Origin of the sequence: Caballeronia sp. Lep1P3, from assembly GCF_022879595.1 — a bacterium.
Taxonomy (GTDB): domain Bacteria; phylum Pseudomonadota; class Gammaproteobacteria; order Burkholderiales; family Burkholderiaceae; genus Caballeronia.
Genome location: NZ_CP084265.1, coordinates 900,908 through 927,906, shown reverse-complemented (window position 1 = coordinate 927,906; position 26,999 = coordinate 900,908). Strand labels below are relative to the sequence as shown.

21 protein-coding genes and 1 other RNA gene are annotated in these 26,999 nt (G+C 63.9%); 15 read left to right on the top strand and 7 right to left on the bottom strand.

What is annotated here, in order from left to right; translation table 11 throughout:
- Window positions 1-132: 132 nt before the first annotated feature.
- The 7 genes from ubiG (at window position 133) to LDZ27_RS04260 (ending at window position 7,814) form a co-directional block, all read left to right on the top strand.
- On the top strand, window positions 133-831 hold the full coding sequence (gene ubiG, locus LDZ27_RS04290) for a bifunctional 2-polyprenyl-6-hydroxyphenol methylase/3-demethylubiquinol 3-O-methyltransferase UbiG (RefSeq protein WP_244815482.1): 699 nt from the start codon (window positions 133-135) through the stop codon (window positions 829-831).
- Between the two features lie 4 nt (window positions 832-835).
- A complete protein-coding gene (gene gph, locus LDZ27_RS04285; RefSeq protein WP_244815481.1) occupies window positions 836-1,600 on the top strand; it encodes a phosphoglycolate phosphatase in 765 nt (254 codons plus the stop codon).
- Window positions 1,601-1,678: 78 nt separating this feature from the next.
- Window positions 1,679-2,037: a transfer-messenger RNA gene (gene ssrA, locus LDZ27_RS04280) on the top strand.
- A 1,222-nt stretch (window positions 2,038-3,259) separates the two neighbouring features.
- Window positions 3,260-3,856 (top strand): PAAR domain-containing protein, encoded by a 597-nt coding sequence (locus tag LDZ27_RS04275; RefSeq protein ID WP_244815480.1) that lies wholly within the window; start codon window positions 3,260-3,262, stop codon window positions 3,854-3,856.
- A gap of 197 nt (window positions 3,857-4,053) precedes the next feature.
- Complete coding sequence (locus LDZ27_RS04270) at window positions 4,054-4,584, top strand: peptidoglycan recognition family protein (protein WP_244815479.1); 531 nt, start codon at window positions 4,054-4,056, stop codon at window positions 4,582-4,584.
- A complete protein-coding gene (locus tag LDZ27_RS04265) occupies window positions 4,581-4,895 on the top strand; it encodes a hypothetical protein (RefSeq protein WP_244815478.1) in 315 nt (104 codons plus the stop codon). Before LDZ27_RS04270 ends, LDZ27_RS04265 begins: the two co-directional genes overlap by 4 nt.
- A gap of 480 nt (window positions 4,896-5,375) precedes the next feature.
- Window positions 5,376-7,814: an FG-GAP-like repeat-containing protein gene (locus tag LDZ27_RS04260; protein WP_244815477.1), complete on the top strand. Its 2,439-nt coding sequence runs from the start codon at window positions 5,376-5,378 to the stop codon at window positions 7,812-7,814.
- A 65-nt stretch (window positions 7,815-7,879) separates the two neighbouring features.
- On the opposite strand, the gene LDZ27_RS04255 is transcribed toward LDZ27_RS04260, so the two are convergent.
- From LDZ27_RS04255 to LDZ27_RS04245, 3 genes are all read right to left on the bottom strand, one after another.
- The gene (locus LDZ27_RS04255; RefSeq protein ID WP_244815476.1) at window positions 7,880-8,956 is read right to left on the bottom strand and encodes a glycosyltransferase family 4 protein; all 1,077 of its coding nucleotides are present in this window, start codon (window positions 8,954-8,956) and stop codon (window positions 7,880-7,882) included.
- A gap of 339 nt (window positions 8,957-9,295) precedes the next feature.
- Window positions 9,296-9,565, bottom strand: a complete 270-nt coding sequence (locus tag LDZ27_RS04250; protein WP_244815475.1) for a hypothetical protein — start codon at window positions 9,563-9,565, stop codon at window positions 9,296-9,298.
- 163 nt (window positions 9,566-9,728) lie between these two features.
- Entirely contained in the window at window positions 9,729-10,799 is a 1,071-nt protein-coding gene (locus tag LDZ27_RS04245; RefSeq protein WP_244816035.1) for a substrate-binding domain-containing protein, read from the bottom strand.
- Window positions 10,800-10,927: 128 nt separating this feature from the next.
- On the opposite strand from LDZ27_RS04245, the gene LDZ27_RS04240 reads away from it, so the two are divergent.
- The 4 genes from LDZ27_RS04240 to LDZ27_RS04225 all read left to right on the top strand — a co-directional run bounded on the left by LDZ27_RS04240 (window position 10,928) and on the right by LDZ27_RS04225 (window position 16,213).
- Entirely contained in the window at window positions 10,928-11,413 is a 486-nt protein-coding gene (locus LDZ27_RS04240; RefSeq protein WP_244815474.1) for an NAD(P)H-dependent oxidoreductase subunit E, read from the top strand.
- Entirely contained in the window at window positions 11,410-12,966 is a 1,557-nt protein-coding gene (locus tag LDZ27_RS04235; RefSeq protein ID WP_244815473.1) for an NADH-quinone oxidoreductase subunit NuoF, read from the top strand. The genes LDZ27_RS04240 and LDZ27_RS04235 overlap by 4 nt, the downstream gene beginning before the upstream one ends.
- A 70-nt stretch (window positions 12,967-13,036) precedes the next feature.
- The gene (gene fdhF / locus LDZ27_RS04230) at window positions 13,037-15,964 is read left to right on the top strand and encodes a formate dehydrogenase subunit alpha (RefSeq protein WP_244815472.1); all 2,928 of its coding nucleotides are present in this window, start codon (window positions 13,037-13,039) and stop codon (window positions 15,962-15,964) included.
- Between the two features lie 3 nt (window positions 15,965-15,967).
- Window positions 15,968-16,213, top strand: coding sequence for a formate dehydrogenase subunit delta (locus tag LDZ27_RS04225; protein ID WP_244815471.1), 246 nt, complete (start codon window positions 15,968-15,970; stop codon window positions 16,211-16,213).
- A 68-nt stretch (window positions 16,214-16,281) separates the two neighbouring features.
- Here LDZ27_RS04225 and LDZ27_RS04220 read toward each other — a convergent pair whose 3' ends face one another.
- A complete protein-coding gene (locus LDZ27_RS04220) occupies window positions 16,282-18,030 on the bottom strand; it encodes an FAD-dependent monooxygenase (RefSeq protein WP_244815470.1) in 1,749 nt (582 codons plus the stop codon).
- A gap of 246 nt (window positions 18,031-18,276) precedes the next feature.
- Between LDZ27_RS04220 and LDZ27_RS04215 the strand changes: the two genes are divergently transcribed.
- Window positions 18,277-19,548, top strand: a complete 1,272-nt coding sequence (locus tag LDZ27_RS04215; protein ID WP_370653380.1) for an IS256 family transposase — start codon at window positions 18,277-18,279, stop codon at window positions 19,546-19,548.
- Window positions 19,549-20,280: 732 nt separating this feature from the next.
- On the opposite strand, the gene LDZ27_RS04210 is transcribed toward LDZ27_RS04215, so the two are convergent.
- Both LDZ27_RS04210 and LDZ27_RS04205 read right to left on the bottom strand, forming a co-directional pair.
- Window positions 20,281-21,306 (bottom strand): cation diffusion facilitator family transporter, encoded by a 1,026-nt coding sequence (locus LDZ27_RS04210; protein WP_244815469.1) that lies wholly within the window; start codon window positions 21,304-21,306, stop codon window positions 20,281-20,283.
- Window positions 21,307-21,322: 16 nt separating this feature from the next.
- Window positions 21,323-21,643: a helix-turn-helix transcriptional regulator gene (locus LDZ27_RS04205; RefSeq protein WP_244815468.1), complete on the bottom strand. Its 321-nt coding sequence runs from the start codon at window positions 21,641-21,643 to the stop codon at window positions 21,323-21,325.
- 160 nt (window positions 21,644-21,803) lie between these two features.
- Between LDZ27_RS04205 and LDZ27_RS04200 the strand changes: the two genes are divergently transcribed.
- Entirely contained in the window at window positions 21,804-23,654 is a 1,851-nt protein-coding gene (locus LDZ27_RS04200; RefSeq protein WP_244815467.1) for a tetratricopeptide repeat protein, read from the top strand.
- Between the two features lie 102 nt (window positions 23,655-23,756).
- On the opposite strand, the gene LDZ27_RS04195 is transcribed toward LDZ27_RS04200, so the two are convergent.
- The gene (locus LDZ27_RS04195) at window positions 23,757-25,052 is read right to left on the bottom strand and encodes an MFS transporter (RefSeq protein WP_244815466.1); all 1,296 of its coding nucleotides are present in this window, start codon (window positions 25,050-25,052) and stop codon (window positions 23,757-23,759) included.
- 176 nt (window positions 25,053-25,228) lie between these two features.
- On the opposite strand from LDZ27_RS04195, the gene LDZ27_RS04190 reads away from it, so the two are divergent.
- On the top strand, window positions 25,229-25,759 hold the full coding sequence (locus LDZ27_RS04190; RefSeq protein ID WP_244815465.1) for a GNAT family N-acetyltransferase: 531 nt from the start codon (window positions 25,229-25,231) through the stop codon (window positions 25,757-25,759).
- Between the two features lie 220 nt (window positions 25,760-25,979).
- Window positions 25,980-26,972, top strand: coding sequence for a hypothetical protein (locus LDZ27_RS04185; protein ID WP_244815464.1), 993 nt, complete (start codon window positions 25,980-25,982; stop codon window positions 26,970-26,972).
- Window positions 26,973-26,999: the final 27 nt, after the last annotated feature.

Sequence of the window (26,999 nt, the reverse complement as noted above, 5' to 3'; positions counted from 1 at the left end):
GCGCAGATTTCGCTCGCTTTCTTGCGCATGCCGGTGGACCGGCGCGCGGCGCCTTTTGCCGGTCCACCTGAGCGCCTATATACTCGGTCCTAACCGATTCAAGATTCACGTCTTTCGCAAGGGCTCTCTGTCATGACCAACGTCGATCCCCACGAACTGCAGAAATTCAGCGAGCTCGCGCATCGCTGGTGGGACCCGAACGCCGAGTTCAAGCCGCTGCACGAACTCAATCCCGTCCGGCTCGACTGGATCGACGCGCACGCGCATCTGATGGGCAAGCGTGTCCTCGACATCGGCTGCGGAGGCGGCATCCTGTCGGAATCGATGGCAACGCGCGGCGCGACGGTCAAGGGCATCGACCTGTCGTCGAACGCGCTGGGCGTCGCCGATATGCACAGCCTGGAAAGCGGCGTCGAAGTCGCTTACGAGGAAATCGCGGCCGAGGCACTGGCGGCCCGCGAGCCGGCGTCGTACGACATTGTCACCTGCATGGAAATGCTCGAACACGTACCGAACCCCGCTGGCACCGTGGCCGCTTGCGCCGCGCTGGTGAAGCCGGGCGGCTGGGTGTTCTTCTCGACGCTGAACCGCAACGCCAAGGCCTATCTCTTCGCGGTGATCGGCGCGGAGTACATCGCGCGAATGCTGCCTCGCGGCACGCATGATTACGCGCGCTTCATCAAGCCATCGGAGCTTGCGACCTTCGCGCGCACCGCGTCGCTTTTGCCCGTCGATATCAAGGGCATCACGTATCGACCGATTTCGAAGCATTTCGGTCTTTCGACCGACACGAGCATCAACTACATGATGGCTTGCCGCCGGGAAGCGTGACGCGATGAACCAGGAAGATCAAGACGAAACGGGCATCATCCAGACCAAGCCTCTGCCGGACGATCCGACTCCCCTGCCCCAACGCGCCGCCGAAGGCCGCTCGCTGGGTCTCTGTCAGGCGGTGCTGTTCGATCTCGACGGCACCATCGCCGACACCGCGCCCGACCTCGTGGCAGCCGTCAACAAGATGCGCCACGACCGCGGTCTCGAGATGCGCCCGCTCGAGGCGTTGCGCCCGTATGCGTCGGCCGGTGCGCGCGGTCTGCTCGGCGGCGCGTTCGAGATTGGCCCGGAACATCACGAATTCCCGTCGATGCGCGAGGAGTTCCTCGCCAACTACGAAGCGGATCTGTGCATCGAGACGACGCTCTTTCCCGGCATCGCCGAGTTGCTCGATCAACTCGACGCGCGCGGCGTGCGCTGGGGCATCGTGACGAACAAGGTCGCGCGGCTCGCGACGCCGCTCGTCGCGTTGCTCGGGCTCGACACGCGCGCGGGCTGTCTCGTGTGCGGCGACACGACGCCGCATTCGAAGCCGCATCCCGCGCCGCTCCTGCATGCGGCGGAACTGCTGGATGTCGCGCCGGAGCGCATCGTCTACGTCGGCGACGATCTGCGGGACGTGCAGGCCGGCTTTGCCGCGGGAATGGTCACGGTCGCGGCCGCGTACGGCTATTGCGGCGACGATATTCCGCCGCGCCGATGGCACGCGGATCACGTCGTCGATACGCCGGAAGAGTTGCAGCATCTGCTGCGCGACATTGCGTAGCTCACGAGCGCAAAGGCGTGTTGAAAACGACGCCGTTCGCCTCATGCGGCTCTTTGTGGGATAATTTCACTTCGCTTTGGGGGCGACCTGGTTTCGACAGGGGTTGCGAAGCGGCTAGGGCATACCGAGGACCCGTCACCTCGTTAATCAATGGGAAAAACGTAACTGCAAACGACGATACGTTCGCACTGGCAGCCTAAGGGCTAGCCGTCCTCTCACTAATTCGCTGACGGGTTAGGGTAGCAATACCACGAGAGGTCATATACGTCAGATAAGCTTTGGTGGCGTCACGACGCCCGAGTCGAAAATTTAGTGAATCGCCGTAACGCAGCGTGTTCGTCCGCGTCGTTGCGGTTAAATCAAAAGACAGAACTAAGTATGTAGAACTGGTCGTAGAGCGCTTCTGGACGCGGGTTCGATTCCCGCCGCCTCCACCAACTTTTGGAAAAAAAGCCCCGTAGGTCTCAGTGACTTACGCGGGCTTTTTTCTTTTAGCTCATCCAATAGCCCATCATCGGCCGGAAGATTTTACTTCGGACGCTCGATACAACCGGATGGACGAATCGACCTTTGCAGGATCTCGGATACCTTCTCGTTGACGTATGCGGCGGCGTTGATTCTGGGCATCGCTCCAGGTCGAGTTCGCGGAAAGGGCGACGGGGCCGTGCAGTGACGTTGGCAAGCTCATTGCCTCACTCAGCGGGCGCACGCATGGCATGCATTCGGCGCACTGGCGAGATGAACGCGCCGCCTGACTGCACTGCTGCGCGAGTGCCGGGCGCGTCTGCCTCGCGATCGTTAGGCGGCGCGCTTGCTCGGCCACCGTGAATACGGAAACCGCAGCAAAGCGACGGCGCGAATTGCGGTCTGATTCACGGACTAGAAAACGCGCACAGCGAGTCCTTGCCGCTATCTATGTCCGGGCGCTGATCCTCGGCACGAGCCGCTGTCAACGAGTTCATTCATTAGCCGCTGTTCGGCGGCGTACATCCGACGAAACGCGGCGCGAGCGGCCTGAAAAAAGCTGCATTGACAGCTTGGCGCTCGCCCGCGCTGTCGACAGTCTCAATTCGATCGCATCCAGCCGTGCGGCCTGTCCGTCGCAAAGGGTTTGCTCCGTCGAGCGATTGCCTCTAGCGCTCGTTTGACGTTTGACTAATCCGACGTTCTATCTTGACCGCGCCGGTGACGGTGAGGACGATTCGAGCCCGAAGCCGCCCCCTGAAGAGAAACGGGCGGGAATAGTGACAAGATTAGCGGACCGGAGCCTCAAACCACTAACCGGCTCCTTTCACGTTCCCCTCCACGTCCCGCCATAGGCGAACGAAAGCACCGACCCGCTTTGGTCAGGAGCGGGCGGAGTCCAACTAACGCTTCGCCTCTATTGCGCAGGCGTCGCAGGTTGAGAATGACGATCCGCCAAGCCTGTTCCGGCGCAACCAGGCGCCAGACTTCACAGCACACGAGAAAACCCCGTAGTGCTGCTTTCCGATGCCGTCAAAATTCGTTGAATTCGACATTTGTCCGTCTGAGCCCTGTTGTGCGCCCTCGCGCCACTCGTATGCTTACGATGCCGCTCAAGCCGGGTGAGCATCTAAAACAGGACTTGAAATACATGCCAATAATCAAGCATAACAAAATGCATTACGAGGATCGGACATGATGCGTCGTATAGCGGTTGTCGGAGATAAGCTCGACAACGATGGCGAAATTTGCTCTTACGACGGACCGCAGTTTCTCGTTCACGGCCACCAAGTCGCACTCATTGACGGCGCGGCTTACTGTCCGGTCTGCAAAACTACCGGATACATCGCCAAGGATGGCGGGCCGCGTCGCATGAACTTCTTTACGAGCGAAATTGCAGCCCATGACGATGTAGTTGTGTGCGGTTGCTCCGAGCATCCGCGCATCTTCGCTATGCTCGCTGGCGAGGCTTGGTATGACGACATGGCCGAGAGCCTCGGCGCCAAGTCGCAGAGTGCAGCCAATGCGGCTAACTCAGCGGCAACCACAGACACTGCCAAGCACGTTGGCGGTGAAGGCAAGCATACGAGTTGGTTCTATGTGCAGGACAGCGTTACTGGCGAGCCGCTGTGCAACCAGAGTTTCGTCGCTCGCGTAGCAGGAATCGAACGATTCGGCAAAACGGACGCGAGCGGGTACGCAAAGATTGACACAGACGGCGAGAGCATTATCGACTTGCACGTCGTTTTCTCGTCACCGAAACGCGAACTCAAACCGGGGACAAGGGCGTAGTATATGGCCGCAGATTACAACATTGGCCATTGGACATCGACTCGTTCGGCGACTGGAGATAGCAGGGCAGCGCGATATCTATCTCTGTGAATAATCGAGCCGCAACTCGGCAGGCGATTATCAATCGTGTTCGTCAAGGCGGCATGAATTTTGTGGAACGGTCGGATTGGGCTGCGCACAAAAATCGTTCGGAGCGTATGACTAACGACTGGGACTACAGCATGATCGCCATTCACCATGCGGGGCGCAGTTTCTCTTGCGGTCCTGCCGCTCTCCAACTGCAAGAGATTCAAGACATGCAGATGGGAAAAAGCGTTGCGCCGAGTGACGATATCGGATATCACTACGCCCGCGATTGTTTTGGCAACATTTTCGAGGGCCGGGATATTCGATTCAAGGGCGAAAATCTACATAACTACAACACTGGCGTAATTGGCATCCTGCTAATGGAAAATCTGACGGATCCTGAAGAAGGGGGTGATCGCGTCGCCAAAGTTCGAAAATTTTTGAACGCAATCGGCTTGAACAACCATCCCCAAGTACCCGATGAGCAGAAGCAATCCGTCCATCGATTTATCGACATTCTGCGGGACTTCTTCTACATTACCACGCTCGGCGGCCATCGCGAATTTCCTGGTCAACTAGGAGAAGGCAAGATTTGTCCAGGCAACGTAGGCCTGTCGCTCGTTGCAGGACTTCGGAGAACGACAGGACTGAGCGCGCCGTGAAAGCAACGAGAAAGTATCTGGGGCTGCTTTTGGCGGCGTGCGTCGTCATTACACTGGTCATGTATACGGGCTATGTCAAGTCTTACCTTGACGAAGGGGTGCAGACGACTTTCTTTGTCAAGCAATATCCTACGTTGCAGATGGAATTTTACGACCCCTTTGCTAACGAAGGTGATGACGTGCCAATCGACCAATTGCGCCGTGCTGATCGCGCCGCTTTTTCCGACTATTGCAAGTATCGGTTCGGCATCACCGCTAATAGCACACAATCGCTGGATAAATGTAAAGAGGCGATTCCCGACTATCTGTAGAACCCTCCGCGCCGAATTTTAGGCAACGTAATCGCCGCGTCACCGGATTCAATTCTGTGTGATTGAATCTTTGCTCTTTCGAGTAGTCTGTCTGCCAATACCGTTTCCGGTTCATCATTTAGTCCATCGGCCCGCGATTCGCGCAAGCGTCGCGGGTTTTTTTTCTTTTGCGCGCCGAAAACCAAGCACGGAAAACGCCCGCAAAAAAAGCCCCGCACGAAGCGGGGCAAACATTCTTGAGAGACGTAGCTGCGGCAGAGACGACGCGAGCTACGCCGAGAGAATAGATGCCGCTGCGTGCGCGTCGAATCGGAGCCATCCGAATAAGTTGCTGCGGGTCAGGAATCCGGAGCGCGCGATCCGCCTGCCGCAAGCCAAAGCTCCATCCTCCATACATGTTCGCTCGGCAACCGACCGCGTCGGCGATACCCCGGCAATCTTCAGCTTTATCTCTGACCGGCTCTCGGCTACGGGAAAAGCATGTACAAGAACAGATGGATCAACACGATTCGCACATCGTTCGCGTTCGTCTGCGCCGCGTCTGCCCTCTTCCTGCCTGCCCACGCCCGCGCTGCATCGGCGCCCGTTTCGCCGGATTGCCGCGCCGGTACGCTCGTCACCGTGGTCGCGCATCTGGACGACGACCTGCTCTTCGTCAATCCCGGCATCAGCGACAAGCTCGACGCCGGCTGGTGCGTGACCACGGTCCACCTCGTCGGCGGCGCGAACGGCGCGAAGTTCGACTACGTGCTGCTGCGCGAGAAAGGCACCAAGCTCGCCTATGCCCGCATGGCCGGCGTGCCCGACCGGTGGCGCGAATCGACCGTCATGTTCGCCGGCAAGCCCGTGCACCAGCTCGTGCTCGCGCAGCAGCCGCGCGTCAAGCTGCTCGAACTGCGCTTGCCCGGCGGCGGCGTGCGCGGCGGAAAAGTGCCGCTTGGACTCTTGTGGGATCGCGGAGAAACGCTCACGACGTATCCGCTGCACGCGGATGGCACCGGCCCGACGACCTACGACCGCGCGTCGCTCTCGGCGAGCCTGCGCGCCATCCTCGCGCAAGCCACGGAGATTTACACGCTCAATCCGGATACCGTTGCGTTCATGGAGCATCCGGATCACATCTACGCCGCGCGCATCACGCGCGTCGTCGCGCAGAGCCTCGGGCGCGACTTGCCCATCGGCTATCACGTCACCTATCCCACGGGCGGCCTGCCCAAGAATCTCGACGCCGCGCAGACGCTTCGTAAGCGCGACGTCGTCGGCAGCTACTTTTCCGTCGACGGCGACGACGCCGGCCACGTCTTCGGCGAATACATGTGGGACGGCAACTGGGTCGCGCGCCGATACTTCCGCACCGCGCGCGCGAGCGACGCCGGCCCGGACTTCCAGTTGCAGCCGTTTCAACTCGTCAACGAATATTCCAGCCGATGCCTCGAATCCGGCGGCGCCGGGAATGCGCCGCGCCTCGCCGCCTGTTCGGGCGATGCATCGCAGAACTGGTTCTGGCAGCAATTGCCCGCGACGCCCGGTGAAAAGAACGACGCGCTCTTCGTCAACGCGGCCACGCGCGCGTGCATCGCCGAGCGCGATTCCGGCCTCGTCGAGGAAGCGTGCGACGCGACGCGCGCGTCGCAGCACTGGACGCCGTGGGACTTCGGCTTCGTGTACACGCCGCTCAATCACTGCCTCGGCGAAAAGGACGGCGCGCCCGCCGCCGGCCGCTGCGCGCTCCTGACCGCGAAGGATCGATGGTCGCCGTCGCCGAAAACCGTCTGGACCGACACGCGGCAGGACGGCGCCCTCTACGGCGACGTGCGCGGCACGGGCCGCGACAGCACCGTCTACGTGCAGCGTCGCAAGGACGGGCCGGGCTTCAACGTCTGGGTCGGGGAAATGTCGCGCATCGATCAAGCCGCGCCGTGGTATCTCAACGCGGTGCCGTTCGATCCGCAGGCAACCGCGCCCACCTGTCAGGCCGACACGCTGTGTTTCGAGAACGCGCGCTTTCTGCTCGGCGATTTCCACGGCGACGGCCGTGCCGATCTGATGGCCGTCACGCCGCGCGATGGCGGCACCGCGTTCTGGCTTCTGCGCAGCGCGGGCACGCACTTCGAAGCGCCGCGCCTGTGGTTCCAGACGAGCGCCGCCTTCACGCCGGACACCGCGCAGCAATACGTCGCGGGCGACTTTAACGGCGATGGCCGCGCCGACGTGCTGATCGCGCAAAAGCGCAAGGACGCGGGACTCGACTTGTGGGTGATCGCTTCGGCGGGCGCGACAGCTTCGACAGCTTCGACGGCTTCGACCGGCAGCGCGCCCGCGCTCTGGCTCGCGGCGCGCGAACTGGATGCGAGCGCCCGCTTTCTGCCCGCACGCGTCGCCGGGTCGCCGCATGCGGGGCTCATCGCGATGGAAGACGTCGATGGCGCGCTCGCGCTGTCGTCCTTCGCGAGCACGGGAGACGCGTTCAACGCGCGCTATCGCACGAACGTGTACCCGCAGTTTCAGGCCGCGCGCGTGAAAGTGGCTTCGGGCGACATCGACGGCGACGGCATCGACGATCTCGCGATCCTCGCGCCGTGCGCCGATTCCGCGAGCACGCGCGTCTTTACAGTGAAGGGCGGCGCGCGCTTCGGCCCCGCGCAGGAAAGCGCGACGCTTCACGACACGTCGTACGCGGATTCGATGCCCGCGCTCATCCGCCGCAACGACCACGACAACCACGCGACGCTGATGCTCTTCAAACGCGCCAACGCGCTTCTCAAGCAGTTCTATTACACGGGCGGCGCGCCGAGCATCGCGGGCTACGACTTCGACACGTCGTTCAGGCTCGGTCCGGTTCGGATTTGGGGCGATCTGCCGGGGCTGTTCTCCGAATCGCTCTGGATCAAGACGCTCGCGTACTGGAACCCGCAATAAAAAACGCGCCGCTCGAATATCGGGCGGCGCGTTTTGTCATCGATCAGAAGTCGATCAGAAGTCGATCAGGTCAGCCCGACGCGCACGTTCAATACGTCGCGCGCGATCGCGAGATAGCGATCCGCCGTGCTTTGCAGCGTCAGTCCGTGCAGCGCTCGCGTGGCGCGCGACTGCGAAAGCGCATCGAGGAGCGCGCGGCCGTAGGCGTCCGTATCGCTCGTATCGAGCAGTTGCACGGACGGAAAGCCGCCCGCGAACGCAAACGACGCGATCGAATTCGCGACCACCGGAATGCCGGACGCGAGCGCCTCCAGAAAGCCGATGCTGTGCGCCTCGAAGCGCGAGGGCATCGCGAACACGCTCGATGCGCGCAGGATCTCCGCGACGTTCTGCTTCGGCCCTTCGATCGATACGCGCTCATTCAGCCCGAGCTTCGCGACGCGCTCGACGACCGCCGCGTGATACGCCAGATTCTCGATCACGCCGCACAACATCAGACGCGCTTCGGGATCGGCGCGGGCGACGTGCGCGAACGCATCGACCGTCTGCAACTGGTTTTTCTCGGGGATATAGCGGCCCACCTGCACGATCTGCTTGCCCGCGACCGGCGCGCGCGGGCCAGCGTCGTCGGCGAAGCGCGAGACATCGACGCCGTTCGGCACGACGATCATCGACGGATGCGCGCCGATCTCTTTCACGTAGTCGTCGATGGTCTTCTGCGACACGCCGATCACCGCCTTCGCCCGGCTCGACAGCAGGCGCTCGGCGCGCATCAGCGCGGCGTTGGCGAAATCGTTCGCGCCCGAATGCATCACCCAGACGATCGGCACGCGCGTCGGCAACATGCGCACGTAGAGCGCGGGAATCGTCGCGTGCGCGAAGATGATGTCCGGCCGGAAGCGCCGGATCGCGCCGTGCAGGAACAGCAGGCGTCCGAGCTTGCTCGGGTTTTTCGCCGGAAAAAGACAGGAGACGCCGTGCGCGCGCAATTCCGCGCTGATATGGGTGAAGTCGTCGTGCTCGGGCATCAGCGAGGCGATGCAGACATCGTGTCCTGCCCGCTGATGTCCGATCGCGACGCCCTTCGCGAGCACTTCCGCCCCCGAAAGGCGAGGCGCCAGCACGACCTGGAGAATTCGCATCTGTGCAATCCCTCGGATGATCCGAAAGTGCGCCGTTGCCGCGCGCCGACTTGTCGCGTGATCGGCGGGCCGCGCACTTCCTGTTTTCTTTCTTCGATAGTGGAAAAACAAGGCCGCGCGCACCGGCCAGCCGGACGATGACACGCCCCGCTAAATTACCCGCGAGGCCGTGTTCATCCCGGCCATCGCGTAGTGATTTTCAGTCGCGGCATGCGCCATCGCGCGCGCAGTGAGGCGGCGCGCACACATGGCGGCGAACGGTGTTTCGAAAGGAAGAAGGGAAAGGAGCGATGCGGGACAAGCGGCGCGCATTGCACGCGCCGCGATGAAACTCGTGTCTTAGTTGCTGCCGTCTTTCGGGCACTTGAGGTTGCAACCGTCCGGGTCGCCGTTGTCGCCGCGGCGACGCATCGAGGAGGTGCCCCGCTGATATTTGTCCGAAGGCGCGGACGCGGCAAACGGCATCTGCGGATGCTCGTTGATACGGAACTGGTCTTGCAGCACCCCGCCTGGAATGCCCGGCGAGTTCTGCGCGAACGCAGCGGGAACGAGATAGATCGCGCCAGCGGCGAGCGCGGCGGAGGCAGTGGCGAGCAGCGTAAGTTTCATGGCGATAGTCGCGCGGCGGGGCCGCGTCTGGAACGAAAGAGGAACGCCCATGCCGTGCATGGAGAGCCGTTAGGTTAACCGAATTGGCGGCAACGAGCCGTTTCGTTCGTCCGCGACTGTCTTACGGCGCGTTTCGAGAAGGCGCGCTTGTCGGATTCGGCGCTCAGCCGCGCAGCCCTTCGTCGATATCGACGAGCGTGCCGCAGCGCTCCGGATCGTAGCCTTCGAGATGCGCGACGCTCTCATTGAACGACGCGCTGCGCAGCACGCCCAGCACCGTCGAGAGCCGCGCTTCTTCGAGCCGCGCGCGCTCGCATGCGAAGAAATAGTCTTCGTCGATGACCGGAATGAAATCGAGTCCGAAATGCTGCGCCGCCGGCTGCACGCCGAAGCCGAGATCGGCCATGCCGCTCGCGACGAACGCGGCGATCGCCGAATGCGTCAGTTCGGTCGATGCATAGCCGTCGATCACGTCCGGATCGACGCCGACGCCGCGCAGCGACAAATCCAGCAGCATGCGCGTGCCGGAGCCCGGCTGACGGTTGACGAAGCGCACGTCGCTGCGCGCGAGATCGCGCAGGCCGGTGACGCCCTTCGGATTGCCCTTCTGCAGAAAAAGGCCCTGCGTGCGCCGCGTGAGACGGATCAACTGATGCTTGTTCGCATCGAGATACGGCCGGTAGATTTCGGCGCACGTCGAACGAAACTCGCCGATCGGCAAATGGAAACCCGCCAGCTCGCACTCGTTGCGCGCGAGCGCCCTCACCGCCTCCGCGCTCTCGCGATACTTGATGTCCACCGGCACGCGCCGTTCGCCGAGCGCGCGCACGAGCGTCGCGACCGCGTAGCCGTGCGACGCGTGAATGCGAACGTCCGATACCTCGCCCGCGAGACGCCGGTTCAGCTCGCTCGCGACATCGTTCGCGACGGCCTGCAACGGCGCTTCGAGCCGGTCGCCGCAAAGCCGCTCCGCGCGCAGCACCGACTCGCCCAGCTCCGACAACACGGAGCCGCGTCCCCGCGACTTGGTGATGAGCGCGCCGCCCAGCCGCGCCTCGATTTCGCGTAGCAGACCCCACGCATGCCGATAGGACAAACCCTTAGCGCTCGCCGCATTCGCGATGCTTCCCGTCTGCGCGACGAGTTGCAAAAGCGGCACAACCGCGCTCAGACTGGTTTCGCGGCCATCCGCGTCGCGCAGAATCAGTTCCGCCCGGCATTCGACGTCCACCATATGCATTACCTCTTCCTATTGCCAAGATATATCACGACGCCTATTGTTCCTTCACCGGCTCGGCGCTAGTGATTATATGACCGAAATATGCACCGACAAAACATATGCCGACGCCCCGGAGGAGCCCCATGACACAACCGCCGCTATCCGCCGCCGCAGCGGAAGACCTCGTCAGCCGTCACGCCGTGCAAGGCGCGACGCTCATGACGATCCTGCACGCCATCCAGGACGAAACCGGCTTCGTGCCGGCCGAAGTCGTCGCTCCGCTTGCGCGCGCGTTGTCGCTGTCGCGTGCGGAAGTGCACGGCACGATCACCTATTACCATCACTTCCGCTCGGCGCCGCCCGCGCGCGTGACGGTGCAGCTCTGCCGCGCGGAATCGTGCCGCAGCATGGGCACCGAAGCGCTGAAGGATCACATCGAGGGACACACGGGCTGCCGCTTCGATAGCGGCCACGCCGAGGACACGGAACTCGAATCCGTGTATTGCCTCGGCCAGTGCGCGCTGTCGCCGGCCATGACGATCAACGGCGAAGTTCACGCGAAGATGACGCCGCAGAAGTTCGACCGCCTGTACGAAGCGGCGAAGCAAGCCAGCGAGGTGACAGCATGACGCGCATCTACGTTCCCTGCGATTCCTCGGCGCTCGCGCTCGGCGCGGAAGGCGTCGCCAAAGCGATTGCCAGCGCTGCGGAAGCGCGCGGCATCGACGTGCAGATCGTACGCAACGGATCGCGCGGGCTTCTCTATCTCGAACCGCTCGTGGAAGTGGAAACGCCGGGCGGGCGAATCGGTTATTCGAACGTGGAAGCCGAAGACGTGGCGGGCCTGTTCGATGCCGGGTTCATCGACGGCGGCGCGCATGACAAGTGCGTCGGCGTCGTCGACGAGATCGCGTACCTCAAGAATCAGCAGCGCCTCACGTTCGCGCGCATCGGCATCACGGACCCGCTTTCCATCGACGATTACGTGTCGCTCGGCGGCTTGCAGGGCTTGCGCAACGTGCTCGCGATGAACGGCGACGCCGCCTGCGAGGCGCTCGTCGATTCCGGCCTGCGCGGACGCGGCGGCGCGGCGTTCCCGGCCGGCATCAAGTGGAAGACCGTGCGCGCGGCGCTCGCGGATCAGAAGTACATCGTCTGCAACGCGGACGAAGGCGATTCCGGCACGTTCTCGGACCGCCTCGTGATGGAAAGCGATCCGTACATGCTGATCGAAGGAATGATCATCGCGGGCGTGGCGACGGGCGCGACCAAAGGCTACATCTACGTGCGCAGCGAGTATCCGCATTCGATTGCGACGCTCAACCGCGCGATCGACCGCGCGCGCGATGCCGGATGGCTCGGCGCGAGCGTGCTCGGCACATCGCACGCATTCGATCTGTACGTGGCGAAAGGCGCGGGTTCCTATGTCTGCGGCGAGGAAACGGCGCTGCTCGAATCGCTCGAAGGCAAGCGCGGGATCGTGCGCGCGAAGCCGCCGGTGCCCGCGCTCGTCGGCCTGTACGGGAAGCCGACGGTCATCAACAACGTCATCACGCTCGCGACCGTGCCGATCATCTTTGCGAAGGGCGCGGCGTTCTATCGCGACTACGGCATGGGACGCTCGCGCGGCACGCTGCCGTTCCAGCTCGCGGGCAACGTCTGCCAGGGCGGTCTCGTGGAACTCGCGTTCGGCGTGACGCTGCGTGAACTCGTCTACGAATACGGCGGCGGCACGGCGAGCGGCCGTCCGGCGCGCGCGGTGCAAGTCGGCGGGCCGCTCGGCACGTATTTGCCGGAAAGCCAGTGGGACATTCCGCTCGACTACGAGGAATACGCGAAGGTCGGCGCGGTGGTAGGCCACGGCGGTCTCGTGATTCATGACGACACCTCGAATCTCGCGGAACTCGCGCAATACGCGATGCATTTCTGCGCGATCGAATCGTGCGGCAAGTGCACGCCCTGCCGCATCGGATCGACGCGCGGCGAGGAAGTCATCGCGAAAATCCGCGAGGGCGATACGTCGGTGAAGCAGATCACGCTGTTGCGCGAACTGTGCGACACGATGATCGGCGGCTCGCTCTGCGCGATGGGCGGCATGACGCCGTTCCCGGTGCTCTCCGCGCTCGATCATTTCCCCGAGGATTTCGGCCTGCCGCGCACGCCGGCCCAGAAAGCCGCCTAGTCAAGACGCGAATTCATTGCATGGGGCCGGGCAAGACGTAAGCGTCGAAGCCGGCCGAGAGGAGACAACAATGTCCAACACGATTAACGGCTGCGGCTCGGGCAACTGCGCGTGCAAGAGCGCGGCATCGGTGCAACGTCGCGATCCGTTCGACGAAACCGACTACGGCACGCCGCTGCGCCACGCCGATGTCGACGTCACGCTCGAAATTGACGGCGAGTCCGTCACCGTGCCCGCGGGCACGTCCGTGATGCGCGCGGCGATCGAAGCCGGCGTCAACGTGCCGAAGCTCTGCGCGACCGATTCGCTCGAACCGTGGGGCTCGTGCCGTCTTTGTCTCGTGGAAATCGAAGGCAAGCGCGGCTATCCCGCTTCGTGCACGACGCCTGTGGAAGCGGGCATGAAAGTGCGCACGCAAACCGACAAACTGCAGTCGCTGCGCCGCAACGTGATGGAGCTTTATATCTCCGATCACCCGCTCGATTGCCTCACCTGCCCCGCCAACGGCGATTGCGAACTGCAGGACATGGCGGGCGTCGTCGGCTTGCGCGAAGTGCGTTACGGCTACGAAGGCGCAAACCATCTGAAGGACAAGAAGGACGAATCGAACCCGTACTTCACCTACGATCCGGCGAAGTGCATCGTCTGCAATCGCTGCGTGCGCGCGTGCGAGGAAACGCAAGGCACCTTCGCGCTCACCATCGCCGGGCGCGGCTTCGAATCGCGCGTGGCCGCGAGCGAAAGCGTGCCGTTCATGGAAAGCGAATGCGTGTCGTGCGGCGCGTGCGTCGCCGCCTGCCCGACCGCCACGCTTCAGGAAAAGAGCGTCATCATGCTCGGTCAGGCCGAGCATTCGGTCGTGACGACGTGCGCGTACTGCGGCGTCGGCTGCTCCCTCAAGGCGGAGATGAAGGGCAGCACCGTCGTGCGCATGACGCCGAACAAGAACGGCCAGGCGAACGAAGGCCACGCGTGCGTGAAGGGCCGCTTCGCGTGGGGCTACGCGACGCACAAGGACCGCATCAAGAAGCCGATGATCCGCGCGAAGATCACCGATCCGTGGCGCGAAGTGTCGTGGGAAGAAGCGATCAACTATGCGGCGAGCGAATTCCGCCGCATCCAGGACAAGTACGGGCGCGATTCGATCGGCGGCATCACGTCGTCGCGCTGCACGAACGAAGAGACGTATCTCGTGCAAAAGCTCGTGCGCGCCGCGTTCGGCAACAACAACGTCGATACCTGCGCGCGCGTCTGTCATTCGCCGACGGGCTACGGCCTCAAGACGACCATCGGCGAATCGGCGGGCACGCAGACGTTCGCGTCCATCGAAAAGGCGGACGTGATCGTCGTGATCGGCGCGAATCCGACGGACGGCCACCCTGTCTTCGCGTCGCGCCTGAAGCGCCGCGTGCGTGAAGGCGCGCAACTCATCGTGATCGATCCGCGCCGCATCGATCTCGTCGATACGCCGCACGTAAAGGCATCGCATCATCTGGCGCTGCGTCCGGGCACGAACGTCGCGATGATCAACGCGCTCGCGCACGTGATCGTCACCGAAGGGCTCGTCGCCGAGCAGTTCGTCGCGGAACGCTGCGAGCCGCGCGCGTTCCAGCAATGGCGCGATTTCGTCGCCACGGAAGAAAACTCGCCGGAAGCGATGGAAGCGATCACCGGCGTGCCCGCGCAGACAGTGCGCGAAGCCGCGCGCATCTACGCGACGGGCGGCAACGCGGCGATCTTCTACGGGCTCGGCGTGACCGAGCACGCGCAAGGCTCGACGATGGTCATGGGCATCGCGAACCTCGCGATGGCGACGGCCAACGTCGGCCGCGAAGGTGTCGGCGTGAATCCGCTGCGCGGCCAGAACAACGTGCAGGGTTCGTGCGACATGGGCTCGTTCCCGCACGAGTTGCCGGGGTATCGCCATATCGGCGATGCCGCGACGCGCGCGCTCTTCGAGGAAGCGTGGAACGTGAAGTTGCAGCCGGAGCCGGGCCTGCGCATTCCGAACATGTTCGACGCCGCCACGCACGGCACGTTCATGGGCCTGTATTGCCAGGGCGAGGACATCGTGCAGTCGGACCCGAACACGCAGCATGTGGCGGGCGCGCTGTCGGCGATGGAATGCATCGTCGTGCAGGACATCTTCCTCAACGAAACCGCCAAATATGCGCACGTGCTGCTTCCCGGCTCGACCTTTCTGGAGAAGGACGGCACGTTCACCAACGCGGAGCGCCGCATCTCGCGCGTGCGCAAGGTGATGCCGCCGCTTGCCGGCTATTCCGACTGGGAAGTGACGATCCTGCTCTCTCGCGCGCTCGGCTACGACATGAACTACGCGAATCCGTCCGAGATCATGGACGAGATCGCTCGCCTCACGCCGACGTTCCACGGCGTGTCCTACGACAAGATCGAGGAACTCGGCAGCATCCAGTGGCCGTGCAACGAGAAGGCGCCGGACGGCACGCCGACGATGCACGTCGACGAATTCGTGCGCGGCAAGGGACGCTTCGTCATCACGAAGTTCATCGCGACGCCGGAGAAGGTCACGCGCAAGTACCCGCTGCTGCTGACGACGGGGCGCATTCTGTCGCAGTACAACGTCGGCGCGCAGACGCGGCGCACGGAGAATTCGCGCTGGCACGAAGAGGACCGGCTGGAGATTCATCCGCACGACGCGGAAGATCGCGGCATCGCGACGGGCGACTGGGTCGGCATCGAATCGCGCGCGGGGCAAACCGTGCTGCGCGCGAAAGTCACCGAGCGCATGCAGCCGGGCGTCGTCTATACGACGTTCCACTTCCCGGAATCGGGCGCGAACGTGATCACGACCGATTCCTCCGACTGGGCGACCAACTGTCCCGAATACAAGGTGACGGCGGTGCAGGTGATGCCGGTGGAACAGCCGTCGCAATGGCAGAAGGACTATTCGCGCTTCAACACGCAGCAACTGGAGTTGCTCAACATGCGCGACCTGACGACCACTTCGGGGAAATGACACATGGACGTCGATAACCTCATCGAGATGGCGAACCGCATCGGCCAGTTCTTCGATTCGATGCCGGATCACGCCGAGGCCGTCGATGGCGTCGCGGATCATATCCGCCGCTTCTGGGAGCCGCGCATGCGCAGTGCGATTCTGACGGCGCTCGACAATCCGGAAGCGAGCGCGTCGATGGAACCGATCGTGCGCGAAGCGCTCGGCCTGCACAAGGCGGATTTGCAGCCGAAGGCCGCGACCGCCTGACGCTTTCGCTTTTTCGTGCTCTCTGTCGTGCCTTGTGCGCCCCGGCTTCGTCGGGGCGTTTTCTTTTCCTACTCTTCCGGATAGTCGCTGACGGCGCGCTTTTCCGTGCCCGCGCGCTCTTGCCCGAACCACGTCTCGCAGTGGCGCAGAAACGCGGGAACATCGGCAGGCGCGCGCCCGCGCGCGGCCACATAACCGTCCGGCCGCACGAGATAGAACGCGGGACGCGTGCGCCCGTAGTTGTCGATGAGCGATTGCGCGTCGTCGCCGCTCGTATCGGTGATGCGCCAGATGCGCACCGCGTTCGGCAGGATCGCCTCGATGGATTGCGCGAGGCCGTCGAGCGTGGCGTCGCGCATCGCGTGGGCAACGGTGATCGTCGCGGGCGCGAGCGCGATGTCGTCGCCGCCGGCTGGATGCACGAGCAGAAAGAGCGAAAAGCAGCCGGGATCGTGCAGATCGTAGAGACAACCGACGCCCGGCAGGCGCCCGAGCGGACCGTCGATCACATGCACGCGCGCATCGGGCGCGCGTTCGCCCGCGCGCGGGCCGCCGTCGAGCAGACGTTCGAGCGTGAGCGGGCTTTTGCGATAGTTGATCGACAGCTCGCTCACGGTGCGGCGCATCGCATCGCGCAGCGGACCGATCGCGGCGAGCGCGGGCATGACGTGCTCGCGCATGAGTTTCATCGGCCCGTGTTCGGCTTCGGCCATTTGCGTGAGCATGCTCGTCTGACGCAGCACGTCGCGCTCGATCGGATGCCGCTCCGTGTGATATGTATCGAGCAGACGCTCGCTTGCGCCGCCCGCGAGCATCCGCGCGATTTTCCAGCCGAGATTGAACGCTTCCTGAATGCCGGTGTTCATGCCCTGCGCGCCTGCCGGACTGTGGATGTGCGCGGCATCGCCTGCGAGGAAAATGCGGTCCGCGCGCAGGCGGTCGACCATGCGGCTGTTGACGCGAAAGTACGACGACCACGTCAGGTCCGAGATCAGCACGCGATGATGCACGCGCCGCTCGATGAGCGCGCGGCATTCGTCGAGCGTCGGGCCGTGCGGCGGCGCGTCGGCGGCGGCGGCGGCGACGGTCTTCGTATCGGCATGCGCGGGCAGGTCCGCGATGAGACGCGCGCGCTCGCCGCCCATCGGGAAAAGTGCGGCGAGCCCTTCGCCTGACGCGAAGATGTGGAATTCGTCGTCGGGCCAGTCAGATTCGGCGTGCAGGTCGGCGAGGACGAATGTCTGATCGAAGGTCTTGCCTTCGAAGCCGATGTCGAGCCGATGCCGCACGAAGCTGTGCGCGCCGTCGGCGCCGATCATGTATGACGGACGCAGCGTTTCGTCGCGTCCGTTGGGATGACGCAGCGTGGCTTGCACGCCCGCCGAGCCTTGCGTGAAATCGGTGAGTTCGACGCCGCGCTCGACGAGCACGCCGCATTGCGCCAGATGCTCCGCGAGCAGCCGTTCGGTTTCCGATTGATCGAGAAAGAGCATGTACGGATAGCGCGTTTGCAGCGGATCGAAGTCGAGACGCGCGAGGCGCTGACCGTTCGAATACAGATTGGCGACGCGCGCGCGATGACCGAGTTCGAGAAACGCCCCGACGACGCGATGCTGTTCGAAGAGTTCGAGCGTGCGTGCCTGAATGCCGATGGCGCGCGAATAGGGCGACCGTTCGCGCGCCCGGTCGATGAGGCGCACGGGGATGTGCGCGCGCGCGAGAGACATGGCCGCGGCGAGGCCCGTCGGACCCGCGCCGACGATCAGGACGGGGGCTACGTCGAGTTTATCGTTCGGGGTTAGTTTGCGTGCGAACATGCTCGGTTTGCCTCTCGGGTTTTGTCCTTTTGTTTTCTGGTCTAGTCTACGCTCGTTGGGTTTTGGGTTTGGCTCTGCGTTCTTTGGGTTCTTATTTTCCGTGTCGGTTTATTGGCGTTGCCCCTCCCCGGGGCGGGGGTTACTTTCTTTGCTTGGGACCAGAGTAAGGCGCTAAAGCGCCAGCTCTGGTGGACCTATCCGTAATTCCGTGGGCGAGGCATATCATGAGAGGTAAAAGTCATGGATATGCCGATGAAGAAGAAACGCACCGTCGCGTCTCAGGCAGCGGCCCGCGGGCCGCTGCCTGAGTTGCCTGAAGCGCTGCTTGATGAGCTGGTGAAGGGTCCGATGACGCCCGGTGAGGTCCAGGACCTGATGCTGGCGTTCAACAAGGCGCTCATCGAACGCGCGATGGGCGCGGAAATGAGCATGCATCTGGGCTACCGGCCCGGCCAGCCCAAGCCTGCCGAGCAGACCAATGAACGCAACGGCGCCAGCGGCAAGACCGTCATCACCGAGCGCGGCGCGGTGCGGGTCGATCTGCCGCGCGACCGTGAAGGCAGCTTCGAGCCGATCCTGATTCCCAGGCACGAGCGCCGTTTCGCGGGCTTTGACGAGCGCATCATCGCCATGTACGCACGCGGCATGAGCGTGCGCGAGATTCAGGCATTTCTGGCCGAAAGCTATGGCACCGAGGTCTCACCCGATTTCATCAGTTCGGTCACCGATGAGGTGATGGCTGAAACGCTGGCCTGGCAAAGCCGTCCACTCGAGGCGATGTACCCGGTGGTGTTCTTCGACGCGCTGCGCGTGAAGATCCGTGGCGACGGCGTGGTGAGCAACAAGGCGGTGTATCTGGCGCTGGGCATTCAGGCCGACGGCCAGCGCGACGTGCTCGGCCTGTGGATCGAGCAGACCGAAGGCGCGAAGTTCTGGCTGAAGGTGTTCAATGAACTGAAGACCAGGGGCTGCCAGGACATCCTGATCGCGGTCGTCGACGGCCTGAAGGGGCTGGCCGAGGCGATCGGCACAGCGTACCCGCGCACGGCCGTGCAGACCTGCATCGTGCACCTGATCCGCAACAGCCTGGAATACGCCAGCTACAAGGACCGTAAAAGCGTCGCCGCCGCGTTGCGTCCGATCTATGGGGCGGCCAGCGAACAGGCCGCGCAGCAGGCGCTGGAGGCCTTTGCCGAAGGGCCATGGGGCGCGAAGTATCCGACCATCGTGCAGTCATGGCGACGGGCATGGGAGAACGTCACACCGTTCTTTGTGTTTCCCCCGGCGATACGCCGGGTGGTGTACACCACCAATGCCATTGAGAGTCTGAACATGCAACTGCGCAAGATCATCAGGACGCGCGGCCACTTCCCCAACGACGAGGCCGCCATCAAGCTGCTTTGGCTGGCATTGCGCAATGTGCTGGCGAAGTCGGTACGGGCGGCATTTGACTGGTCCTCCGCCATGAACCAGTTCGCTATTCTGTTTGGAGAGCGTTTTACCAACGCACGCGGGTAACTCCGCTAACCGCCTCGCCCACAAAAACGCGGATAGGTTCGCTCTGGTCGACACAAAGAAAGTAACCAAAGAAAGCAGCTTTTCGAGCCCGCAGCATCTAACAGGTGGGCAGCTTGCGAATAGGCATTGGCACTCGGTTAATAGACAACCTTGAATCACCTTCCACGCCCACTGAGCGCCACGTCCTCCGAGCCCCTTGGCTCGACAACACCATCGGTCTGCAAGCGTATGCGCGATTTTCGTGACTGTCGTGACTGCTATGACTGCTATGACTACCGTGCCTGCCGTGACGCGGTCCTGCATGCTAAGCAGTTAGCTGCCCTTGCAGAAGTCATTGCTGCCCATCGCTGACTAGCGACGGGGACCGCAGGCGTGAACGGAAAACGGGGATGTGGTGTTGACGAGCCAAGGGGCTCGCAGGACGTGGCGCTCAGTGGGCGTGGAAGGTCATTCAAGGCTGTTCATTAACCGAGTGCCACCGTCTTTCCGCAAGCTGCCCACGCACTAGCTGCTGCGGGCTCGAAAAGCTGCTTTCTTTGGTTACTTTCTTTGTGTCGACCAGAGTTGGCGCTTTAGCGCCTTACTCTGGTCCCAAGCAAAGAAAGTGACTGCCGCCCCGCACAGCGGCGAGCTAATAAACCGACACGAGAATAAGAAAACGACTGCCGCCCCGCACAGGGGCAACACAAACAGACCGACACGAAAACAAGCACCACCTAAAAGACCAAGCCTTCAACGCTCGTTAAGAACACACTGTCCACATACATCCCCAAAATCGACCTGCAACGTAGCATGATGCATCGCATAGTCCTGCCGCAGCGTGGCAACGACGCCTTGCAAGAACGCATCCCCCGGATGCCCTTTCGGCATGACGAGATGAACAGTGAGCGCATTCTCGGTGGTGGAAAGCGCCCATACGTGCAGGTCATGCACGCCCCGCACCCCCGGCAGCGCCGATAGATACCCCTGAATGCGCCCCGTATCGATCCCCGGCGGGACGGCGGCAAGCGCAAGACGCATCGCATCGCGGCCGAGGCCCCAGGTGCCGTAGAGAATCACCGCGACCACGACGATGCTCATCACCGGATCGATCCAGTTCCATCCCGTATAGAGAATCACGAGCCCGCTCACCGCGACGGCGGCGGAAATCGCGGCATCGCCGGCCATGTGCAGGAATGCGCCGCGCACGTTCAGGTCTTCCTTGCCGCCGCGCATGAAGAGCCATGCAGAAAAGCCGTTCACCACGAGCCCCAGCGTCGCGACGATGAAGACGTCGAAGCCAGCCACCGGCGCCGGGTTCAGCAAGCGCTGCAGCGCCTCGAGCACGATCGCGCCGCACGCGAAGAGCAACAGCGCCGCGTTCGCAAGCGACGCCAGAATCGACGAACTGCCAAGCCCGAACGTATACCGCGCACTGGGCCGGCGCGTCCCGAGCCACACCGCGCACCACGCAAGCAGCAGACCGAGCACGTCGGAAAGATTGTGGCCGGCGTCGGCAAGGAGCGCTGTGGAATGCGCGAGCAGCCCATAGACGCCCTGCACCACCACGATCACCACATTCAGCCCGACCGCCAGCGCGAACGTGCGCCCCTGCCCCGCCTGCGGCGCGTGATGATGATGATGCCCGCCCGGACCATGAGCGTGACCATGACCATGACCATGACCATGTCCGTGCGCGTGACCGGCGTGGTCGTCATCGCCGTGATGCGCGTGATGTCCATCATGCGAGTGATGTTCGTGATGCGAGTGCGTACTCATCGGCGTGTCTCGGCGTTCAGTCGGTTGAATCGATGTCGGCTGCGTCGGCTTGCGGCTCGGCGACGTGTTCCAGCAGCTGGCCCAGCATCGCGGTGATGTGGCTGTCCGCTGCCGCGTAGAAGACCTGCTTGCCCTGCCGCTCGGCTCGCACGATCCGCGCCGCGCGCAACAGGCGCAAGTGGTGGCTCACGAGCGAGCCCGAGAGCCCGAGCGATGCCGCGATCGCGCCCACCGCCCGCCGCTCTTCGACGCATGCAAGCACGATGCGCAGCCGTGTGGGATCGCCAAGCAGACGAAAAAGATCCGCGAGCGGCACGACGCGGTCATCGGACGTCATGGCGCCCGACGCATACGCAGAAGAAGACGAAGCCAAGCTGACCGCCAACATATGAATAGGTGTTCATATGTTAATGAGCGGCGCCGCAACGTGTCAACAGAAGAATCCGACCGACGCTTTGCAGTGTGGGAAAATGCGGGGTTTGCAAAATTTCTCCGTCATGGACACCGTATTCGCCCGCGGCTTCGCGGCCCATCGTGACGGCCGCCTGACCGAGGCGGAGCGCGACTATCAGGCCGCGCTCGCCGCCGAACCTTCTCACGTCGAAGCGCTGCATTACCTCGGCGTGCTGCGCCATCAGCAGGGGCAGCACGCGGAAGCGGCCGAGCTCGTCGCCCGCGCTGTCGATCTGCGCCCGACCGACGCCGCGCTGCAGCTCAACCTCGGCAATGCGCTGAAGGCGCTCGGCCGCATCGACGACGCCATCGAGCGCTTTCGCAACGCGCTCACGCTCGCGCCGGGCTTTCCGCTCGCGCAGTACAACCTCGGCAATGCGTATTCGGCGGTCGGCCGCCATGAAGATGCCGCCGATGCGTTCGAGAAAGCCGTGCGGCTGCAACCGAACGACGCCGCCGCCTGGAACAACTTCGGCAACGCGCTCGCGGCGCTCTCGCGTCACGACGACGCCGCCCGCGCTTTCCGTCGCGCGCTCGCGCTGCGGCCGCGTCACGCGGGCGCCCACAACAATCTCGGCATGGCGCTCAACGCGCTCGGCGACACGCTCGGCGCGGTCGCGCACTTTCGCGCCGCCATCGACGCGGAGCCGAACTACGTCGCCGCGTACTTCAACCTCGGCAATCTGCTCGACGCGCGCGGTCATCCGGAAGAGGCGCTGCCCGCGCTCGAGAAAGCGGTCGGCATGCAGCCGCGCTTCGCGCCGGCGCACTTCGGGCTGGGTCACGCGCTCGCCAAGCTGAATCGTCACGACGAAGCCGTGCGGTCGTACGAGCGCGCAGTCGGCCTCGATCCCAAGTACGCGGTCGCGTGGCTGTGCCTCGGCAATTCCCATCTGGCGCTCGCCGCGCACGCCGCCGCCATCCGTGCGTTCGACGAAGCCCTGCGCCTCGATCCGGCCATGCCCGCCGCACATCTGAACCGCGGACTCGCGCTGCTCGCGACAGGCGACTACGAACGCGGCCTGCCCGAATACGAGTGGCGCCTGAAGACGCCTGGCAGCGAGCCCGCGCCGCCGTTCGCGCGCTGGACGGGCGAGCCGCTGCCCGGCCGCACGCTGCTCGTGCGCGCGGAACAGGGCTTCGGCGATACGCTGCAGTTCATGCGATTCGCGGCGTTCGCGGCGAAGCGCGTCGGCAAGCTGGTGCTCGAAGTGCAGCCGGCGCTCGTCCCCATGCTCGCGCCGGCGGCGCACGCGGCGCGCATCGAACTGAGAAGCCGCGCCGACGAACCGCGCACGGGCGTCGATGTCTTCTGTCCGCTTCTGAGCTTGCCGCTCGCGCTCGCCATCACGTCGCAGGATGCGATTCCCGCGCGCGCGCCGTACCTCGTCGTGCCGGCCGAGCATCGCCGCAAGTGGCGCGGCTCGCTCGGCGGCCAGGAGCGGCGCAAGATCGGCATCGCGTGGTCGGGCCGCCTGCAGCCAGGCGAGACGCGCTCGGTGCAAGTGGCGGCGCTTGCGCCGCTATTCGAAGTGGAAGGCATCGACTGGATCGTGCTTCAGCCGTTTCTCACCGAAGACGAACGCACCGCCCTGCTCGCGCATCCGCGGGCGAAATGCATTCATCGCGTGGAAGGACGGCTCGAGAGCTTCGCCGATACCGGCGCGATCATCGACCGCCTCGATGCGATCGTGTCCGTGGATACGTCCGTCGCACACCTCGCGGGCGCGCTCGGCAAGCCGCTGTGGGTGATGCTCCCCTTCGCCGCCGACTGGCGCTGGGGCGTCGATGGCAACCGCACCGCGTGGTATCCGCGCGCGCAACTCGTGCGTCAGCGCGCGGCGGGCGAATGGGCGGGAGTCATCGAAGAAGTGGCCGCCGCCCTGCGCGACTGATCCACCGATCCACCGATCTCCTGCGCCCCAAAGCAAACCCCCTCGCGCCTTTTCAGACGCGAGGGGGTTTTTATCCACTTCGACGATGCACGCGCCGCGAGATCACGCAGTCTTGTACTGATTGCGCGCTTCGGAGCTTCGGTACAGGACGACCGTCGCGATCAGCCCGCACACCGCGGCAAGGCCCATCCACAGGCCCGGCGCGGCCTTGTTGCCGGTCGCGTGAATCAGATACGTCGAAATGGCGGGCGTGAAGCCGCCGATGGTCGTCGCGAGACTGTAGGCCATGGAGAAGCCCGTGGTGCGCACGTCGACCGGCATCACTTCGGTCAGCGCCACGACCATCGCGCCGTTATAGCTGCCGTAGAGGAACGACAGCCACAGTTCGACCATCAGGAGCCGCGCGAACGACGGCTCCGCGACGAGCCACTGCACCGCCGGATACGACGTGAGAATCGTCGCGATGGTGAAGAAAAGCAGCACCGGACGGCGGCCGATGCGGTCGGAGAGCGCGCCCATCAGCGGCAGCCAGACCAGATTCGAGAGGCCGACGCACACGGTCACGACGAGCGCGTCGATGGCCGAGAGCTTCAGCACTTCCTTGCCGAAGGTCGGCGTGTACGCGGTGATCATGTAGAACGAGACGGTCGTCATGATGACCATGCCCATGCCGGCCACCACGACGGGCCAGTTGGATGCGATCGACCGCGCGATTTCGCCCATGGCCGGGCGATGCTTCCTCGCGAGGAACTCGTCCGTTTCGCGCAGCGAGCGGCGCACGATCACGAGGAACGGCACGATCAGGCAACCGATCAGGAACGGCACGCGCCAGCCCCACGCGCTCATCTGGTCGGCGGGCAAGGTGCGGTTCATGATTACGCCGATGAGCGCGGCGAACACAACCGCCACCTGCTGGCTGCCGGATTGCCACGAGCAATAGAATCCCTTGTTGCCGCGCGTCGCGATTTCCGAGAGATAGACCGAGACGCCGCCGAGTTCCACGCCGGCCGAGAAGCCCTGCAACAGCCGGCCTGCCAGCACGATGATCGGCGCGAGCGCGCCGATGGTCGCGTAGCCCGGCACGAGCGCGACGCATGCGGTGCCGATCGCCATGAGCGTCAGCGTGAGAATGAGGCCCTTTCGTCGCCCGTGATGGTCGATGTACGCGCCGAGCACGATCGCACCGACGGGGCGCATCAGAAAGCCCGCGCCGAACACGGAGAGCGCGAGCATGAGCGAAGCGAAGTCGCTGCCGCTCGGGAAATAGGTCTTGGCGATCGCCGAGGCGTAATAGCCGTACACCATGAAGTCGTACATCTCAAGGAAGTTTCCGCTGACGACGCGAAATACCGTCTTGAACTTCGATTCATTGGCGGGTGTTGCATGAGTCGTGGACATGGACTTTCTCGAATCTTGGCTGGAGGGCTGGCGCGGGGGCGGGCCGTGATGTTCCCAGGGTTAACCCTTTACCGTTTTTGTAATAGTGGGTTTCTGGAATCTTAACGCCTGGCGAGGCGTCCCTGCACTTAACTTCTCTGAAACCGACACGAAAGTACTTTAAATACTGCTTACTCATGCCTAACACATCGCCTACAGGAACCGGACTGCGTTTGCGCTGTGCCTGTGCCGACGACCTCCGTCTGATTGCATTGATACACGCGCGCAGTTGGGCGTCGGCGTATCGCGGCATCCTCCCCGACGCCTTTCTCGACCGCGAACTGCAAGCCGATCGCGCCGCGCACTGGCTGGACCACGCGGCGGAACTCGAAGCCGGCGCACGCTGCGTCTTCATCGCGGAATTCGGCGCGGTGCCGGTCGGCTTCGTTTGCGTCCTGCAGCCGGACGAAGCGGGCAGCGCGCTCATCGACAATTTGCACGCACTGCCAGAGCATCGCGGTCTCGGCGCCGGCACCGCGATGCTCGAGCGCGCCGCGCACTGGGCGCGAGCGCGCGGCGCGCGGCAACTGCATCTGTCCGTCCTGGAAGGCAACGCGGCGGCCATCGGCTTTTATGAATCGCGCGGCTGGACGTTTGCGGCGCGGGAGCCGGATCGCGTGGGCGGCGTGGACGTGTTCTCGCTTCGTTATGTTCTGCGGCTGGCGTGATTCACATCGACGCATCACAGCATCAGCCGTTCGTCAATCAGTGATCCTATAAAAAATTGGTTTTCGGAGAAATCCTGTCGCAGCGCGCGCGGCGCTTTCGTATCATCGCGAGTCAACTTCGGCTTCCCGCGGGACGCTTCGATGCGCCGCCATTCGGCGCGGCCTTCCGGGTCTCGAAGCGGCCCCTCCCCGCGCCTCGCCTCACGCCTCTGGAATCTTCATGACCGAGCCCCTGATCGCTATCGAAGGCACGCTGCGCCTGCCCCCGGTGCGTGCACTCGCCGATCCGTCCGTCACGTTCGGTCGCGAATGGTCGCCCATGACGACACGTCCCACTGTGTCGCAGTCCGAATTCGCCATTGCCGCAGCGCGGCTCCATACCGCGTATGTGGACGCGGCGCGTCTTTCCCGTACCGCCTCGTCTTACCGCGCCGCCAGTCTGTGGAGCGCGTTCTCGGAAGGCCAGATTCGCCAAAGAATGCTGCAATTGATGCAGGCGGGCGAATCGTCGGGCGAAGCGTCTCCGCGCGATGACATAGCCGCTCCGATTCCGCTTGCCGTCGACGCGCCGTCGCCCGCGCAGGAGGACGAGCCGGGCATCGTGTACAAGGCGCTGCGCACGGCGATTGCAATCGGCTGTGCTGCCGTCATCGTGTGGCTGCTCTTCGGCCACGATCTGCGCCCGCTGAATGACGACCCCGCAGCCGCGCTTTCGACGGCGGACCGCGCCGGTTCGGCCGGATTGAGCCAGTCAGCGGCTCAGTCAGCACCACATGCCGCCCCGCTGCTCGTGGCCGCAAGCGCCGACATCGCGCCTGCGGTCGAGTCGAACACGGGCGTCGCGGCATCGGCGACGAATCTCAAAACCGGCGCACAGCCCGAAGCTAGCGCGAAAAAGCCGGACGCTTCCGCCGAACACGCGCGTGCGCCGGGCCGCCCGGCGCGGCTGGCTTCGACCGGTCCGCATCGGAAGCGGACATCGCCCGCGAGCGCGCCGCGCCGGAATGCAGCCGGCGGGCACAAACCACACGCCGCTCCCACGCAGAAGTCCCACGCCGACGCGCAAGCTCGCTCGCAAGCGTCGGGCGCGATGAACGTCGCCGCGCTCTACGCGATCCTTCAGCATTCGCCGACGCTCGACAGCAACGCCGCGCCGCGCCAGGAGCGCCGCGCCCCCGATGCCGCCGACGCCGCCGACGCCGCCGGGAATTAGACTCGCGCCACCACCGTTCAACCTTAT